This is a genomic window from Nonomuraea sp. CA-143628, assembly GCF_050942315.1.
Classification (GTDB): domain Bacteria; phylum Actinomycetota; class Actinomycetes; order Streptosporangiales; family Streptosporangiaceae; genus Nonomuraea.
Map to the genome: position 1 here is coordinate 12614409 of NZ_CP192072.1, position 14588 is coordinate 12628996.

Genomic DNA, 14588 nt, shown 5'->3' on the forward strand with positions numbered 1-14588 from the left:
CCACAACTACCTCTGGACCATGCGCAGGGCCGCGACCACCTCGCGGCCCGACAGCGCGCTGCCGGGATCGATCAGCCACTGTGACAGGAACCCCGTCAGCATGGCCTGATAAAACGTGCCGACCAGCCGCGCCCGCTCCGGCTCCGCCGCCGGGTCGATGCCCTCGAACAACTCCGCGAGCCCCTGACGCCCCTCCTGGATCCCGGCCACGAGCTGCTCCCGGACCTCCGGCAGGTGGTCGATCTGGCCCAGCAGCTCGAACTGGGTGACCCAGAGCGGCCGCAGCCGCTCGAATGACTCGATCACCCGGTCCCATGCCGCCTCGAAGCGTTCGAGCGGCTCCGTGTTGGCCTTGACGTCGGCGGCCAGCGTCGCCGCCAGGTCGTCGCCCCACTCCCGCATCACCTCGAACAGCACCTCGTTCATCAGCGCGTCCTTCGACCTGAAGTGATAGCCGATGCCCGCCAGGCTCACTCCGGAGGCCGTGGCGATGTCGCGCGCCGTCGTGCGCGAGTAGCCCTTCTCGATCAGGCAGCGCTTGGCCCCGGCCAGCAGGTCTTCACGGTTTCCCATGCCCAGAGTCTAACACGATCGTCTCAGAAATCCGTACTAGACAAGCGTCTGAGACGTGTGTACTTTTCGAGACATGACGAACATCCTGATCTCCGGCGCGAGCATCGCCGGCACCGCGACGGCTTACTGGCTGCGGCGGCACGGCTTCACCCCCACCGTGGTGGAGCGGGCGCCCTCGATCCGCGAGGGTGGCTACAAGGTCGACATCCGCGGCGTGGCGCTCGACGTGGTCGAGCGGATGGGCCTGCTCGACGCGGTCCGCGCCAGGAGCACCGACATGCGGATCGCGACGCACTACGACGGCAAGGGCCGACGGATCGCGGAGATGGACGCCGACCTGTTCGGCGGGCGCGAGGGCGCCGACGCCGAGATCATGCGCGGCGACCTCAACGAGCTTCTCTACGACCTGACCCGCGACGACGTGGAATACCTCTTCGACGACTCGATCACCGGCATCGCCGAGGACGGGACGGTGACGTTCGAGCGGTCGGCGCCGCGGCGGTTCGACCTGGTCGTCGGGGCCGACGGGATGCACTCCAACACGCGCGGACTGGTCTTCGGCGCGGAGTCGGCGTTCGTGCGCGATCTCGGCTACTACATCTCGATCTGTACGGTCCCCAACCGCCTGGGCCTCGACCGCGAAGAGGCGGTCCACGCCGCCCCCGGCCGGACCGCGAACGTCTACAGCACCAAGCAGGACAGCAACGCCAAGGCGCTGTTCATGTGGTCGTCGCAGCCGCTCGCCTACGACCGCCGCGACCCGGACCAGCAGAAGGAGTTGCTCGCCCAGGCCATGGCCGGGGTCGAGTGGGAGGTGCCCGCGCTGCTGGAGGCCGTGCGCGGGTCGACGGACTTCTACTTCGACTCCGTCAGCCAGATCCACATGGACCGCTGGTCCAAGGGCCGGGTCGTGCTGGTCGGCGACGCCGCCTACTGCGCCTCGCCGGCGTCGGGCCAGGGCACCAGCCTCGCCCTGGTGGGGGCGTACGTGCTGGCCGGTGAGCTGGCCTCCGGCGGCGGCGTGGACGGCTACGAGCAGGAGATGCGCGCCTTCGTGGAGGCCAACCAGAAGCTGGGCCCGGCCAACGTCAAAGGTATGGTGCTGCCCTCACGCGCGGTCATCTGGTTCCAGACCAGGATGATCAGGCTGCTCCCCCACCTGCCCGGCCGCGACCGGATGATCGACCGGATCGCCGGGCCCATGGCCCGCGCCGCGACGGCCATCACGCTGAAGAACTATGTGGAATAAAGCGTTCCGTTCTGATAGATTAGGAATCGAACGTTCCGTTCCGAATAAATGCCAGAAGGAGCCTGTCATGACGATCCTCGTCACCGGTGCCACCGGAACCGTCGGCCGCCTCATCGTCGACGAGCTCACCCGGACCGGGCACCAGGTGCGTGCCCTGACCCGCGACCCGGCCAAGGCCGACCTGCCCGAGGGCGTGGAGGTCGTCGCCGGGGACCTGGCCGAGCCGGGCAGCCTCACGACCGCCTTCGAGGGCGTCGAGGCCGTTCACCTCATCAACTTCGCCGGCGACGACTACGCGCCACTGAAGACCGGCGAGCAGATCGTGGAGCTGGCCGTCAAGTCGGGCGTGCGCAAGGTCACCGTTCTGGGCGGGCGCGCCGACGGCCCGCTTGAGCAGGCCCTGGCCGCCAGTGAGCTGGAGTGGACGCTGCTGACGCCGGTCGAGTTCATGTCCAACACGTTGCAGTGGTGGGCCCAGACGATCAAGGCCGAGGGCGCCATCAGGGAGCCGTTCGGCGGCCGGCTCAGCGCCATGGTGCACGAGCGTGACATCGCCGCGGTGGCGGCCACCGTGCTGACGAGCGATGGCCACGCGGGGAAGTCGTACACGCTGACCGGGCCGCAGGCCGTCACCACCACGGAGAAGGTGCGCATCCTCAGCGAAGCCGTCGGCCAGGAGATCCGCTTCGTTGAGCTCTCCGAGGCCGAGGCCCGCGCCAAGTGGCGCGCCGACGGCATGGGCGCGGAGACGATCGAGTTCCTCATCGGCGCGCTCGGCAACACCCCGGAGATCGGCTACACGGTGGTCCCGACCGTCGAGCAGGTCACCGGCCGGGCACCGCGTTCCTTCGCCGAGTGGGCCGCCGAGCACGCCACGGCATTCAAGCGCTGAGCTCCGCGTAATGGCAGGCCGCCCGCGCGGCCGGTGTGGCGGGCAGGATGTCGAGCTGCTGCGACCTGCACTTGGCGTCCACCCCCGCCTCGGCCGCCTTGCCGGAGGCGAGCACCTGGCAGCGGGCGTGGAAGCGGCAGCCACCCGGGATCCGCGTCGGGTCCGGCGCCTCACCGGTCAGCACGATCCGCTCGGGCGACTCCGGCAGCACCGACAGCAGGGCCTGCGTGTACGGATGGCGCGGCGCGGTCAGCACCTGCTCGACCGGCCCCGCCTCGACGATCCGGCCGAGGTACATGACCGCGACCCGGTCGGCGATGTTCCAGGCCAGCCCGAGGTCATGGGTGACGACCAAAGCCGACAGGCCCAGGTCCGTGCGGAGCCGGAGCAGCAGCGCGAGGATCTCGCCCCGCACCGAGGCGTCCAGCGAGGCCACCGGCTCGTCGGCGACCAGGACCTTCGGGTTGAGGGCCAGCGCGCCGGCGATGACCACACGCTGACGCTGACCGCCCGACAGCTCGTGCGGGTAGCGCAGGAAGAACCGCTCAGGAGGCCGCAGCCCGGCCCTGGACAGCGCCTCGGCCACGATCTCCCGCTCGCCGGACAGGCCGTGGATGCGCGGTCCTTCGGCGACCGCCTCGTAGACGGTGTGCCGCGGGTTCAGCGAGCCCATCGGGTCCTGGAGGACCAGCTGCACGGCCTTCCGGTACGCCTTGAGCGCCTTGGAGCGGTAGTCCAGCTCCTTACCGTCATAGACGACCGACCCCGAAGTGGGCCGTTCCAGGCCCATCAGCGTGCGCGCCAGCGTGGTCTTGCCGCAGCCGGACTCACCGACGAGGGCCACGATCTCACCGGCGCCGATCGCCAGGTTCACCCCGTCGACCGCGCGGGCCCGCCGCCCGCGCGACGGGAACTCCACGTGCAGGTCACGGGCCTCCAGCAGGGTTTGGTGCCCCGTGGCGACGGTCTCCGAGGACGTCTCCGTCTCGGTCATGAGGCCTCCTCCTTCGCCCGTACGTGCACGCAGGCAGCGGTACGGCTGTCGCCCGCGGGCCAGAGCCCGACATCGAGGGTCGCGCACTCCTCCAGCGCCACCGGGCAGCGCGGATGGAACGCGCAGCCGGTGGGCAGGTCCATCGGGTCCGGCGGATCGCCGCCGAGGCCCTTGGGCGCCAGCCGCGACACCGGGTCGCCGACCGTGGGGAAGGCCGCCGCCAGTGCCCGCGTGTAGGGGTGCTTGGCCTCGTGGAACACCTCGCGCGACGGGCCGTGCTCCACGACGCGGCCCGCGTACATGACCGCGAGCTGCCCGCAGACGTCGGCGAGCACCGACAGGTCGTGCGAGATCATGATCAGCGAGATGTTCCGCTCGGCGATCAGCTCCTTGATCAACGTCAGGACCTGGGCCTGGACCATCACGTCGAGCGCGGTCGTCGGCTCGTCGGCGATGATCAGCCGGGGCGAGCAGGCCAGGGCCATCGCGATCATCACGCGCTGCCGCTGGCCGCCGGACAGCTCGTGCGGGTAGCTGCGGGCCCGCCAGGCGGGCAGGCCGACCTGTTCGAGCAGTTCGGCGACCCGTTTGCCAGCCTGGTCGGGTTTGGCCAGGTTGTGCACCAGCAGCGGCTCGGCGACCTGGTCGCCGATCTTGCGGACCGGGTTGAGGCCGTGCTGGGCGCCCTGGAAGACGATCGACGCCTCGGCCCAGCGGACCGCGCGCATGCGGCCCCATTTCATGGCCAGGATGTCCTCGCCGTCGAGCAGGATCCGGCCGCCGACGCGGGCGTCGCGGGGCAGGAGCCGCAGCAGCGCCATGGCCAGAGTCGACTTGCCGGATCCCGACTCACCGGCTACCCCGAGCGCCGCGCCCGACTCCAGTTTCAGCGACACTCCCCGTACGGCGGGCACCTCGCCGGAGGCGATCCGGTAGGTCACCGTGAGGTCGTCGAGTTCGAGGAGAGTCATGCGCCCGCCTTCCTGAGTCGCGGGTTGAGCACGGCCTCCAGCGCGCGTCCCACCAGCGTGAACGCCATGACGACGGCCAGGATGCAGAGGCCGGGAATGAGGATGTACCACCAGGCACCTTCGGCGGGAGCGTTGAAGTCGTAGGACGCGCGCAGCATCGTGCCCCAGGAGGTCTTGTTCGAGCTGACACCGAGGAAGGCCAGCGTGGATTCGGTGACGATCGCGCTGGCGACCTCCAGCGTGGTGCTGGCCAGCAGCAGCGGCGCCACGTTCGGCAGCACGTGCCGCGTGGTGATGTGCCAGTGCCCGCCGCCGAGCGCCTTGGACCGCTCGATGTACGGCCTGGCCTCGACGGACAGTGTCTGAGACCTGATCAGCCGGGCGGTTGACGGCCAGGTGGTGATGCCGATGGCCACGATGATCGTGGCCGTGCTGCCGCCCAGGATGGCCGCCAGCACCAGCGCCGTGATCAGCGAGGGCAGCACCAGGAACCAGTCGGTGACCCGCATGAGCGCGGCCCCGATCCAGCCGCGGAAGTGCCCGGCGGCGATGCCGATGACCGTGCCGATCACGATGCTCAGCAGGGCGGCGAGGAAGCCGATGAGCAGCGAGGTACGCGAGCCCCACCAGACCATCAGCAGGATGGACCGGCCGGACTCGTCGGTGCCGAACGGCTCCGCGAGGCTGGGCGCCGCGAACTCGTCGCTCGTGCCGCTCACCACGCTGGTCACGCCGTCATCGATGAACAGCGGCGCGACCAGTGCCAGAAGGACCGCGGTGACGAGCACCACCAGCCCGGCCATCCCGGCCCGCTCCTGGCGGAAACTCCCCCAGAAGCGGCCGAGCGCCAGACGCCTGCGAGACGTGGCCACGGCGGTCATGCCGACCTCACCCTCGGGTCGATGATGTGGTAGACCACGTCGGCCAGCGTGTTCATGAGGATCACGGCCACCGTGATCAGCATGAACGTGCCCTGCATGAGTGTGAAGTCAGGCACTCTGACCGCCTCGTAGAACAGCTGCCCGAGCCCCGGCCAGCTGTAGATCGTCTCGACGGTGACCGCGCCGCTGACCACGAAGCCGATACGCAGGAAGACCAGCGTCACCGTCGGCAGCAGCGCGTTGGGGACCGCGTGGCGGCGGCGCACCTCGTCGTCGCGCAGGCCCTTGGCGCGAGCCACGTTCACGTAGTCCTGGCTGACCTCCTCCAGCAGCGACGAGCGCATGACCAGCAGGTATTGGGCGTAGACCACGGCCACGAGGGTCAGGCACGGCAGCACCATGTGCATGCCGACGTCGAGCACGTAGGCGAAGCCGTCGGGCGCGTCCACGCTCTCGATGCCCCGGGTCGGGAAAATGCCGGGAATCGGGCCGATCCCGACGCCGAACACCATGAGCAGGAGCAGCCCCAGCCAGAACGTCGGCATGGACCACAGCACCAGCGAGACGCCCGTGGAGACCTGGTCGAAGCGGCTGCCGCGCCGCCATCCGGCCCGCTGGCCCTGCCAGATCCCGAGTCCGACCGCGATGACCAAGCCCCCGCCCGCGAGCAGCAGCGTCGCGGGGAACCGCTCGCCGATGAGGCTGAGGACCGGCCGGTTGTACTCGTAGGAGGTACCCAGGTCGAGGTGGAGCGTCTTGCCGACGAAGTCGAAGAACTGGTCGATCAGCGACTTGTCCAGGCCGAGCCGGTGCCGTTCCAGGGCGAGCTGCGTCGGGGTCATGTTGCGGCCCTGCGCCAGGTTGCGCACGGGGTCGCCGGGCAGCAGCCGGAACACGAAGAACGTGCCGACGATCACCATCGCGATGCTGAACAACGCCCCGCCGACCTTCGACAGCGCGTACTTCAGCGTGCCGCGGTAGGCGGGGCGGTCATCACCGGAGCCCGCCGCCTGGACGGCGGGCTCCGCTGCTTCGAGCGGTGTGGTCATTCGCGCTCGTCGGCGACGCTCTTGCGACGCCGGGTCAAGAGGAAGGCCACGAGTCCGATGACCACCACGCCGCCGACCACGCCGGCGATGAGGCCGGTGTTGGAGCCGCCGTCGCTGCCGGCCGCACTGGTGCCGCCGGTGGCCTTGACGTCCATGGCGTAGAACGGGTAGCCGCTGCTGCCGCCGTAGAGCAGGCCCTTGTCCTCGGGGACCGGGGTGATGCTGGTGATGCGGTCCTTGCGGTAGCCCTCAAGGTCGTTCGGGTAGTAGATCGCGATCACCGGAGCGTCGGTGTAGAGGCGCTCCTGCATCTTCTTGATGATCTCGACGCGCTTGGCCCGGTCGAGCTCCTTGAGCTGCTCCTGGTAGAGCTTCTCGAAGGTCGGGTCGCAGTAGAACGACTCGGTGCCGCCGCCCTCGCCCGCCGGGGTGGGCCGGCGGCTGCACAGGTGCGTGGCCAGGACCTCCTCGGGGTCGGGGTTGACCGACCAGCCGCTGATCGCGATGTCGTACAGGCCCGTGACGCCCGTCTGCTCGGAGAACTTGCTGGAGTCGAGCTTCACCGTGGTCAGCGTGACGCCGATCTCCTTGAAGAAGCCCGTCAGGTATTCGGCGAGCTTGTCCTCGATCGGGGTGTCGGTGTGGATGCTGAAGCGGAACTCCAGCTTCCTCTTGCCGTCGGGCATCGTACGGACGCCGTCGGCGCCCTTCTTGTAACCGGCGTCGTCGAGGATCTTGTTGGCCTTGGCGACGTCATAGGTGACCTTCTGGTCGCCCGTGGCCTCCCAGAAGAACTCCTTGTACATCGGCGGGATGATCGAACCGTCGGCGGGCTTGGCCAGGCCGCTCTGCACCTCGTCGGCCAGCTTCTGCTTGTCGATCGCATAGTGCAGCGCGGTGCGCACCTTCGGGTCCTTCAGCGCGGGGTGACCGTCGCCGACAGGCTTGTTGTCCGTGGTGGTGGCGCCGGGGTTGACCTCCAGGTACGCCGCGCGGCGGCCCTGGGTGTTCCACTGCTCGATGTTGGGGTCGCCCTTGATCGACTCGAAGTCCGGCGGCGTCATGCGGCCGATCAGGTCGATGTCACCCTTCTTCAGACCGGCGATGGCGGCCTGCGGGTTGTCATAGAAGATGAACTGCAGCTCGTCGACCTTGGGCTTGCCCCGCCAGTAGTCGGGGTTGGCCTTGAGCTTGACGAACTGGTCCTTCTTGTGCTCGACCGCGATGTACGGCCCGCTGCCCACGGCCGGGTAGACGTCGGCCTCGTACTTGGCCATGTCGGTGACCTTCTCCCAGACATGCTTGGGCATGATCGGGATCGGGTTCTCCAGCATGGACGCCTGCGGCGCCTTGGTCTTGATGGTCAGTTCCTGGCCGTTGGCGGTGACGCTCTCGAAGTTCTCCACGGCCGGACCGTTGGCGGTCTTGGCCGCGTCGTCCGTCATGACCTTGTTGAAGGTCCAGGCCGCGTCCTCGGCGGTGACCGGCTGACCGTCGGACCACTTGGTGCTGCGGATCTTGAAGACCCACGTGAGCCCGTCGGGCGAGGTCGTCCACGACTCGGCCAGGTCCGGGCTGGGCTGCAGCGTCTTGGGGTCGGGCGTGGTCAGGAAGCTGTACATCTCGCGCTGGACCGCCGACGAGACCAGCCTGACCGCCAGGAAGGGGTTCATCGAGTCCATCGACTGCGTGGCGCCGATGCGGACGATCTTCTTCCCCGCTGCCGGTTCCGCGGCTTGGGCCGCCTGGCCCTGACCTGCGACTAATACCGCTACGCCCAGCAGAGCCAGGCGTGCGAACCATTTCCTCATTGTGCCTCACCTTCAGGCGGGGGTGTCCTGTGTAGAGAAAGGCACACCATACGAACACTGCGTGTCAACGAGTGCCGGAAAATTGTTTCACCTTCGTTTCCTTGAGCGGTGTAAATTTTCAGCCGCGCTCAAGGACCGTCCCGTCGCTCACACTCAGGCGGCGATCGACGTGCACCGCGTCGAGCATCCGCCGATCGTGGGTGACCAGCAGCAACGTGCCAGGATAGCTCGACAGAGCCGACTCCAGCTGCTCGATCGCGGGCAGGTCGAGATGGTTCGTCGGCTCGTCCAGCACCAGCAGATTAACGCCTCTGGCCTGCAACAACGCCAGCGCCGCGCGGGTACGCTCGCCGGGCGACAGCGTGTCGGCGGGCCGCAGCACATGCGCGGCCCGCAGCCCGAACTTCGCCAGCAGCGTCCGCACCTCGGCGGGCGGCAGCTCCGGCGTCTGCGCGCCGAACGCGTCGAGCAGCGGCTCCCCGCCCTCGAACAGCCCTCTGACCTGATCCACCTCGCCGACCACCACGCCGGGCCCGAGCGTGGCGTGCCCCTCGTCGAGCGGGGTGCGGCCGAGCAGCGCGGCCAGCAGCGTCGTCTTGCCCGAGCCGTTGGACCCGGTGATCGCCACCCGCTCGGCCCAGCCGATCTCCAGGTCGACCGGGCCGAGCGTGAACGCGCCCCGCCTGACCACCGCACCGCGCAGCGTGGCCACCACCGCGCCGGAGCGCGGCGCGGCGGCGATCTCCATCCGCAGCTCCCACTCCTTGCGCGGCTCCTCGACCACGTCCATGCGCTCGATGAGCTTCTCCGTCTGGCGGGCCTTGGCGGCCTGCTTCTCCGTCGTCTCGATGCGCGTGTTGCGGCCGATCTTGTCGTTGTCGGTCGCCTTGCGCCGGGCGTTCTTGACGCCCTTCTCCATCCAGGCCCGCTGCGTCCGGGCGCGGGACTCCAGCTGGGCGCGGGTGTCGGCGTACTCCTCGTACCGCTCGCGGGCGTGCCTTCTGGCCACTTCGCGCTCGTCGAGGTAGGCCTGGTAGCCGCCGCCGTACAGATGGATCTGCTGCTGGGCCAGGTCCAGCTCCAGCACCTTGGTGACGGTCCTGGCCAGGAACTCCCGGTCGTGGCTGACCACCACCGTGCCGGCTCGCAGGCCCTGGACGAATCCTTCCAGCCGGTCGAGCCCGTCGAGGTCGAGGTCGTTGGTCGGCTCGTCGAGCAGGAACAGGTCATAGCGGCTGAGCAGCAGCGAGGCCAGCCCCGCGCGGGCCGCCTGGCCGCCCGACAGCGAGGTCATGGGCTGGTCCATGCCCACCGGCAGCCCGATCTCCGCCGCGCGATCCTCCAGGTCGGCGCCGCCGAGCGCGAGCCAGCGCTCCAGCGCGACGCTGTAGGCGTCGTCGGCGCCCGGCCGCTCCTCGACCAGGCCCTGGGTGGCGTCGTCGAGCTCCCGCTGCGCCTGCTCCACGCCGGTGCGCCTGCTCAGGAACCGCCCGACCGTCTCACCGGGGCGGCGCTCCGGCTCCTGCGGCAGGTGGCCGACCGTGGCCGTGGCCGGGCTGAGGCGTATGGAGCCCTGCTCGGGCCGGTCGATCCCGGCCAGCAGGCGCAGCAGCGTGGACTTCCCGGCGCCGTTGGCCCCGACGAGCCCGATGACGTCGCCGGGGGCCACCACCAGATCCAGGTTCGAGAACAGAATCCGCTCGCCGTGCCCCGCCGCAAGGTCCTTGACCACCATCGTCGCGCTCATGTAGGCCGATGCTACTAACGTGAGCCAAATGTCTCGCTGGCTCGCGCTCGCCGCCGCTGTCGTCACCGTCGTGGCCGGGCTGGGGGTGCGGCTGCTGTGGGACGGACCGTTCGCCAAGTACGCGGGCGACGCGCTCTACACGGTCCTGATCTACCTGCTCATCGTGCTCGTCCTGCCGCGGGTCCGGCCGGTGTGGGCCGCGCTGGGGTCGGCCGCGCTGAGCTGGGCGATTGAGTTCGCCCAGCTCTGGGAGATCCCGCCGCTGCTGCGGCCGCTGCTGGGCAGCACGTTCAACCCGCCGGACCTGTTCTGGTACGTCGTGGGCGCCGCCGTGGCTTGTGCTGCGCATATGACGGTTCGCCGCTCATATAGCGATATTTAGGTAAAGAACGCTCCTTACCAGGTCGAAACTCCGCTGTAACGCCTTGCCTGTGGGATGGAAATGGTCTAGAGATAGACCAAATCCAGAGAGTCCTCCGCCGCGCATCCCCCCAAGGAGACCTCAATGACCACAGAAGAGGATTCCAGGCGCCTCGCCGAGCTCGGTTACAAACAGGAGCTGTCAAGGACCTGGAGCGGTTTCTCCAACTTCGCCATCTCCTTCTCCATCATCTCGATCCTGGCCGGCTGCTTCACCACCTTCGGCCAGGCCTGGAACAACGGCGGTCCCATCGCCATCTCCTGGGGCTGGCCGCTGATCTCCGTCTTCATCCTGATCATCGGCCTCTGCATGTCGGAGCTGGTCTCGGCGTACCCGACGGCGGGCGGCATCTACTGGTGGGCCGCCACCATGGGCAAGCCGATCCACGGCTGGTTCACCGGCTGGCTCAACCTGATCGGACTCATCGCGGTCACCGCTTCGGTGGACTACGGCTGCGCGACGTTCCTGAACATCACCATCAACCGGCTCACCGGCGGCGGCTGGGAAGCCTCGCTCGGGAACGCCTTCCTGCTGTTCGTGATCATTCTGGTGCTGCACGCGCTGATCAACATCTACAGCCACCGGCTCATCTCCATGCTGCAGAACGTCTCGGTCTGGTGGCACGTGGCGGGTGCCGCGATCGTGGTGGCGATCCTGATCTTCGCGCCGAGCCACCACCAGACGGTCGGCTTCGTCTTCACCGACACCATCAACAACTCCGGCTTCGGTAACGGCGAGGGCGGCATACCGTTCTGGTTCTACGTGCTGCCGCTGGGCTTCCTGCTCACCCAGTACACGATCACCGGCTTCGACGCCTGTGCGCACGTGTCGGAAGAGACGCAGGGCGCCTCCACGGCGGCCGCCCGCGGGCTCTGGCAGTCGATCTTCTACTCGGCGATCGGCGGCTGGATCCTGCTGCTGGCCTTCCTGTTCGCCGCGACGAACGTGGACGAGATCAACAAGCAGGGCGGCTTCGTGGGCGCCATCTTCGAGACCGCGCTCTCCTCGCCGCTGGCCACCGCGGTCTTCGCGATCTCCACGATCGGCCAGTTCTTCTGCGGGATGAGCTGCGTGACCTCGATGTCGCGGATGACCTACGCGTTCTCACGAGACGGTGCCGTGCCGGGCTGGCGGCTGTGGTCGAAGGTCGACCGCAACCGGACGCCGGTCAACGCGATCCTCGCCGGCTGCGTGGTGGCCGCGCTGATCACGCTGCCCGCGCTCTGGGCGCCGCCCGGCTCGACCACTCCGGTGGCCTTCCTGGCCGTCGTGTCGATCGCGGTCATCGGGCTCTACCTGGCGTTCCTCATCCCGATCTGGCTGCGGCTGCGCATGGGCGACAGCTTCCGGCCCGGCCCGTGGACCCTTGGCCGGAAATATCGGGTCATGTGCTGGATCGCCTGCATTGAGATCGTGATCATCTCGATCTACTTCATCATGCCGATCAAGCCCTCGGCGATCCCCGGAAACGAGAACTTCACCTGGACGGACGTGAACTACGCGCCGGTCCTGGTCGGGGTCGTGCTGCTCGGCATCGCCCTGTGGTGGAAGCTGTCGGCCAAGCACTGGTTCACCGGGCCCCGCCGGACCATCGACGAACTCCCGATGCCCTAAGACGCCTCGAAAGCCGTGGCCACGGCCGCGCGGACGGTGTCCATGGACGTGGCCTCCAGCTCTCTCTTGAGCGAGGTCATGTCCACGTCGGGCATGCCGCAGGCGACGGCCCAGTGCCACGGCTCCAGGTCGCCGTCGACGTTGAGCGCGAAGCCGTGGCTGGTGACGCCACGGCTCTGCCGCATCCCGATGGAGGCGACCTTGCGCCCCGTCTCGGAGGTCCAGACGCCGGTCAGCAGCTCGGAGCCGGGCGGGGTGTCGCGGCGCTCCGCGGGCAGCCCCAGCGCGCCCAGGGCCTCGACCAGCCGGAGCTCCACTTCCCGTACGTAGTCGACGATGCCCTCCTCCTCGCCCAGCTTGACGATGAGGTAGCCGACGAGCTGGCCGGGACCGTGGTAGGTGAGCTGGCCCCCGCGACCGGTCTCGACCACGGGGATGCCGCGCGACGGGTCCGGCAGGTGGGTCACCGGCGTGCGGCGCCCGACCGTGTAGACCGACGGGTGGCTCAGCAGCCAGAGCGTGTCCGGCCGCTCGTCTCGTTGGCGCTCACCGACGAGGTCGGTCATGCGCTCCATCGCCTTGTCGTAGTCGACGAGCTCATCCTGGACGAGTGTCAGCGGCCTAGCCCTCATGCGTCCCAGGATAGGACGTCTAGTAGCGCTTCGGCTCCTCGGGGACGAGGATCCACATGGCCACGTAGACCACCCAGAGCGGTCCGGGGATGAGCGACAGCAGCAGCCAGAGGATCCGGACGAGGGTGGGGGGCAGGCCCATCTTGTCGGCGAGACCGCCGCAGACGCCGGCCAGGATTCTGTGCTCTCGTGAGCGGTACATCGTTTCCTCCGTGTGGTTGCACCTACCTGGAAAACGGATGTCCAGGCTGGAGATATCCCACTAGGCACCCTGAGAAAACCCTGAGAGGGTCAGCCACTCGTGCGCCTGGGCGAGGTGTTGGCTGGTCAGACCCTTTCTTGGATCAACATGAATGAGCAGGAAATCATCGAGACCCTGAGTGCCCCTGAGGTATTCCTCGTCCTCCAGCCATACCTGGTCGTCGAACCATACGAACGGCCTGCGACCGACATAAGCGGCTACGTGCGGGGTTTTAAACATTTCCCCGTACAAACCCCCCTGGTCCGGTCCCATGGGGATGACGGGCAGCTCGGGCAGGCCGAGCCGGGGCCCGATCCACTCGTTGGCGTGCTCCTCCCAGGTCGTCGCCCAGACCAGCTCGGCCCCGGTGACCAGGGCCAGCTCCAGCAGCCTGGTGCCGTGCCTGGCGTTGAGCTGCACGGTGTAGACCTGGTCGCCGACCGTGCAGTGGTAGCGGCGGAAGTCGGGCGTGGGCCGGCTGAACGGGTTGAGCACCCCGTCGACGTCGATCAGCAGCAGCGGCCTCCCCGGACCGCCCGGTGCCCCTGTGGGCTGCGGTCTCACCGGACGGCCCCCCGGTGCTCCTGCGGGCTGACGCCGCGTACCCGCTTGAAGGCCGCGCTGAGCGCGAACGGGCTGCCGTAGCCGACCTGCCTGGCCACCGAGCCGACCGTCGCGTCGGGTTCGCGCAGCAGGTCGGCGGCCAGCGCCAGCCGCCAGCCGGTCAGGAATGCCATGGGCGGCTCGCCGACCAGCTCGGTGAAGCGCCTGGCCAGCGAGGCCCGCGAGACGCCCACCTGCGCGGCCAGCGCGGCGACCGTCCACGGGTGGGCCGGGTTGTTGTGCAGCATCCGCATGGCCCGGCCCACCACCGGATCGCTCTGCGCCCGATACCAGGCCGGCGCCTCGTGGGTGGCGAACCACGACCGCAGCACGGAGATGAGCAGCAGGTCGAGCAGCCGGTCGAGGACCGCCTCCTGACCCGGCTGGTCCTTGACGATCTCGGCGCCCAGCAGCGGGACGAGCGGGTCGCCCCGCTGGACCAGCAGCGTGGGCAGCGCCTCCAGCAGCCGCCTGCTCACCTCTCCCTCCATGAGGTAGGCGCAGGTGATCATCACGGTCTCGCCGTCCACGGCGTTGCCCCAGGTGCGTACGCCCAGGTCCATGGCCTGGGCGAGCGACACTCCATCGACCGTGGTGCAGTGCTGGCCGGGGTGGATGACGATCTGCGGCGGCGTGGCGGGGCTGTCGGCCACCGTGTACGGCTTGGGCCCGCGAATGATCGCCACCTCCCCGGGACACAGCTGGACGACGTCCCCCTCATCGGGCACCACCCACGCCTCGCCGCGCACCATCACCACCACCGTGAGCGGGGCCTCGTCCTGGATGCGCAGCGACCAGGGCGGATCGAGCAGGCAGCGGAGCATGAAGGCGCCTCTTGCCCGCGGACCGTCGAGCAGGGCGGCTAGCTGGTCCATGGCTTAGACGATCGCATATGGGATTGCGCTTCTCA

General features: G+C 68.8%; 15 protein-coding genes. 4 read left to right on the plus strand and 11 right to left on the minus strand.

Annotation, left to right across the window (positions count from 1 at the left end; translation table 11 throughout):
* Positions 1–6 precede the first annotated feature (6 nt).
* Positions 7–573, minus strand: coding sequence for a TetR/AcrR family transcriptional regulator (locus ACQP2T_RS57250; protein ID WP_433513095.1), 567 nt, complete (start codon positions 571–573; stop codon positions 7–9).
* Between the two features lie 73 nt (positions 574–646).
* On the opposite strand from ACQP2T_RS57250, the gene ACQP2T_RS57255 reads away from it, so the two are divergent.
* Entirely contained in the window at positions 647–1822 is a 1176-nt protein-coding gene (locus ACQP2T_RS57255; RefSeq protein WP_433513096.1) for an FAD-dependent monooxygenase, read from the plus strand.
* 67 nt (positions 1823–1889) lie between these two features.
* The gene (locus ACQP2T_RS57260; RefSeq protein ID WP_433513097.1) at positions 1890–2714 is read left to right on the plus strand and encodes an NAD(P)H-binding protein; all 825 of its coding nucleotides are present in this window, start codon (positions 1890–1892) and stop codon (positions 2712–2714) included.
* Here ACQP2T_RS57260 and ACQP2T_RS57265 read toward each other — a convergent pair.
* The 6 genes from ACQP2T_RS57265 to ACQP2T_RS57290 all read right to left on the minus strand — a co-directional run bounded on the left by ACQP2T_RS57265 (position 2704) and on the right by ACQP2T_RS57290 (position 10167).
* Positions 2704–3708 carry an ABC transporter ATP-binding protein gene (locus ACQP2T_RS57265; protein ID WP_433513098.1) on the minus strand — a complete coding sequence of 335 codons (1005 nt, stop codon included), beginning with the start codon at positions 3706–3708 and terminating at the stop codon, positions 2704–2706. The two genes, ACQP2T_RS57260 and ACQP2T_RS57265, sit on opposite strands and share 11 nt — an antisense overlap.
* The gene (locus ACQP2T_RS57270) at positions 3705–4679 is read right to left on the minus strand and encodes an ABC transporter ATP-binding protein (RefSeq protein ID WP_433513099.1); all 975 of its coding nucleotides are present in this window, start codon (positions 4677–4679) and stop codon (positions 3705–3707) included. The genes ACQP2T_RS57265 and ACQP2T_RS57270 overlap by 4 nt, the downstream gene beginning before the upstream one ends.
* The gene (locus ACQP2T_RS57275) at positions 4676–5560 is read right to left on the minus strand and encodes an ABC transporter permease (RefSeq protein ID WP_433513100.1); all 885 of its coding nucleotides are present in this window, start codon (positions 5558–5560) and stop codon (positions 4676–4678) included. The genes ACQP2T_RS57270 and ACQP2T_RS57275 overlap by 4 nt, the downstream gene beginning before the upstream one ends.
* Complete coding sequence (locus tag ACQP2T_RS57280; RefSeq protein ID WP_433513101.1) at positions 5557–6609, minus strand: ABC transporter permease; 1053 nt, start codon at positions 6607–6609, stop codon at positions 5557–5559. The genes ACQP2T_RS57275 and ACQP2T_RS57280 overlap by 4 nt, the downstream gene beginning before the upstream one ends.
* On the minus strand, positions 6606–8420 hold the full coding sequence (locus ACQP2T_RS57285; RefSeq protein WP_433513102.1) for an ABC transporter substrate-binding protein: 1815 nt from the start codon (positions 8418–8420) through the stop codon (positions 6606–6608). The genes ACQP2T_RS57280 and ACQP2T_RS57285 overlap by 4 nt, the downstream gene beginning before the upstream one ends.
* A gap of 118 nt (positions 8421–8538) precedes the next feature.
* Positions 8539–10167, minus strand: a complete 1629-nt coding sequence (locus ACQP2T_RS57290) for an ABC-F family ATP-binding cassette domain-containing protein (RefSeq protein WP_433513103.1) — start codon at positions 10165–10167, stop codon at positions 8539–8541.
* Positions 10168–10195: 28 nt separating this feature from the next.
* On the opposite strand from ACQP2T_RS57290, the gene ACQP2T_RS57295 reads away from it, so the two are divergent.
* Positions 10196–10549 carry a DUF2809 domain-containing protein gene (locus tag ACQP2T_RS57295; protein WP_433513104.1) on the plus strand — a complete coding sequence of 118 codons (354 nt, stop codon included), beginning with the start codon at positions 10196–10198 and terminating at the stop codon, positions 10547–10549.
* Positions 10550–10672: 123 nt separating this feature from the next.
* The gene (locus ACQP2T_RS57300) at positions 10673–12202 is read left to right on the plus strand and encodes an amino acid permease (RefSeq protein WP_433513105.1); all 1530 of its coding nucleotides are present in this window, start codon (positions 10673–10675) and stop codon (positions 12200–12202) included.
* Here the strand turns inward: ACQP2T_RS57300 and lipB are convergent.
* From lipB to ACQP2T_RS57320, 4 genes are read right to left on the minus strand one after another with little or no spacing between them, the layout of a single operon-like run.
* Complete coding sequence (gene lipB / locus ACQP2T_RS57305; protein WP_358553236.1) at positions 12199–12834, minus strand: lipoyl(octanoyl) transferase LipB; 636 nt, start codon at positions 12832–12834, stop codon at positions 12199–12201. The genes ACQP2T_RS57300 and lipB overlap by 4 nt on opposite strands.
* 19 nt (positions 12835–12853) lie before the next feature.
* Complete coding sequence (locus ACQP2T_RS57310) at positions 12854–13036, minus strand: PspC domain-containing protein (RefSeq protein WP_219529398.1); 183 nt, start codon at positions 13034–13036, stop codon at positions 12854–12856.
* A 60-nt stretch (positions 13037–13096) separates the two neighbouring features.
* Positions 13097–13639 carry an HAD domain-containing protein gene (locus ACQP2T_RS57315; RefSeq protein WP_433513106.1) on the minus strand — a complete coding sequence of 181 codons (543 nt, stop codon included), beginning with the start codon at positions 13637–13639 and terminating at the stop codon, positions 13097–13099.
* Positions 13636–14553 carry an AraC family transcriptional regulator gene (locus ACQP2T_RS57320; RefSeq protein ID WP_433513107.1) on the minus strand — a complete coding sequence of 306 codons (918 nt, stop codon included), beginning with the start codon at positions 14551–14553 and terminating at the stop codon, positions 13636–13638. The genes ACQP2T_RS57315 and ACQP2T_RS57320 overlap by 4 nt, the downstream gene beginning before the upstream one ends.
* Between the last annotated feature and the right edge of the window lie 35 nt (positions 14554–14588).

Coding starts and splice junctions, on each gene's coding strand:
- ACQP2T_RS57310 (WP_219529398.1), bottom strand. CDS start 13,036: ATGTACCGCTCACGAGAGCACAGAATCCTGGCCGGCGTCTGCGGCGGT.
- ACQP2T_RS57285 (WP_433513102.1), bottom strand. CDS start 8,420: ATGAGGAAATGGTTCGCACGCCTGGCTCTGCTGGGCGTAGCGGTATTA.
- ACQP2T_RS57295 (WP_433513104.1), top strand. CDS start 10,196: ATGTCTCGCTGGCTCGCGCTCGCCGCCGCTGTCGTCACCGTCGTGGCC.
- ACQP2T_RS57290 (WP_433513103.1), bottom strand. CDS start 10,167: ATGAGCGCGACGATGGTGGTCAAGGACCTTGCGGCGGGGCACGGCGAG.
- ACQP2T_RS57265 (WP_433513098.1), bottom strand. CDS start 3,708: ATGACCGAGACGGAGACGTCCTCGGAGACCGTCGCCACGGGGCACCAA.
- ACQP2T_RS57250 (WP_433513095.1), bottom strand. CDS start 573: ATGGGAAACCGTGAAGACCTGCTGGCCGGGGCCAAGCGCTGCCTGATC.
- ACQP2T_RS57320 (WP_433513107.1), bottom strand. CDS start 14,553: ATGGACCAGCTAGCCGCCCTGCTCGACGGTCCGCGGGCAAGAGGCGCC.
- ACQP2T_RS57275 (WP_433513100.1), bottom strand. CDS start 5,560: ATGACCGCCGTGGCCACGTCTCGCAGGCGTCTGGCGCTCGGCCGCTTC.
- ACQP2T_RS57260 (WP_433513097.1), top strand. CDS start 1,890: ATGACGATCCTCGTCACCGGTGCCACCGGAACCGTCGGCCGCCTCATC.
- lipB (WP_358553236.1), bottom strand. CDS start 12,834: ATGAGGGCTAGGCCGCTGACACTCGTCCAGGATGAGCTCGTCGACTAC.
- ACQP2T_RS57270 (WP_433513099.1), bottom strand. CDS start 4,679: ATGACTCTCCTCGAACTCGACGACCTCACGGTGACCTACCGGATCGCC.
- ACQP2T_RS57280 (WP_433513101.1), bottom strand. CDS start 6,609: ATGACCACACCGCTCGAAGCAGCGGAGCCCGCCGTCCAGGCGGCGGGC.
- ACQP2T_RS57300 (WP_433513105.1), top strand. CDS start 10,673: ATGACCACAGAAGAGGATTCCAGGCGCCTCGCCGAGCTCGGTTACAAA.
- ACQP2T_RS57255 (WP_433513096.1), top strand. CDS start 647: ATGACGAACATCCTGATCTCCGGCGCGAGCATCGCCGGCACCGCGACG.